Annotated in this window: 1 protein-coding gene; it reads left to right on the top strand. The window is 62.8% G+C overall.

All coding sequences use genetic code 11. From position 1 onward, the window contains the following. Positions 1-118 precede the first annotated feature (118 nt). Positions 119-376, top strand: coding sequence for a hypothetical protein (locus JDO7802_RS04375; RefSeq protein ID WP_055081751.1), 258 nt, complete (start codon positions 119-121; stop codon positions 374-376). The last annotated feature ends 188 nt before the right edge of the window (positions 377-564 follow it).

Below are 564 nucleotides of genomic sequence, written 5' to 3'. Positions count from 1 at the left end.
CTCCCGCAACCAATACTAATTCTTCATCAATATCAAATATTTGAAAATCCTGCGTTCCGCGGGATCTCTCATCGTGTCCAATCGACAGCGACAGCAGGGCTGCAAGAGCACCTTCGAGATGGATCCCCAACCGGCCGGTCACATCATCGTTGCGGCTGCCTTGGGTTTGGCCCCGCCCCACGGCGCGCGGATCAGCGTCCGGGACGGCGAGGTCGGAGTGGACTTGCCAAAGCGAATGACCCGCGACGCGCTGGACCGCCGCATGGCGGCGGTTCTGGCCGGGCGCGCAGCGGAAGACCTGATCCTCGGCAGCATCGGACACGGAGCAGGATACGGGGGCGGGGCCGACCTGGAAGTCGCACGGCAATCGCCCTGACGGTCGAGACGGAATGGGGCCTGGCGGATCACCTGATCTACGCGCCAATTCCACCCCATGAGCGTATGCGTCTTCCAGAAGGCCTGCGCCGCCGCGTCGAACGGTATCTGTCCACCGCTAAACGATGGGAGCTCGATGTTCCGACACACCACGAAAAGGCTCTCATCGACATCGCCGCCGGGAACGTG

Origin of the sequence: Jannaschia donghaensis (assembly GCF_001403795.1) — a bacterium.
Lineage (GTDB): Bacteria > Pseudomonadota > Alphaproteobacteria > Rhodobacterales > Rhodobacteraceae > Jannaschia > Jannaschia donghaensis.
Note: the sequence above shows the minus strand (reverse complement) of the source record. Positions and strands in the feature narration are given on the sequence as shown.

Bases quoted from the DNA above. Each gene is read 5' to 3' on its own strand.
- JDO7802_RS04375 (WP_055081751.1), top strand. From the start codon at position 119: ATGGATCCCCAACCGGCCGGTCACATCATCGTTGCGGCTGCCTTGGGT.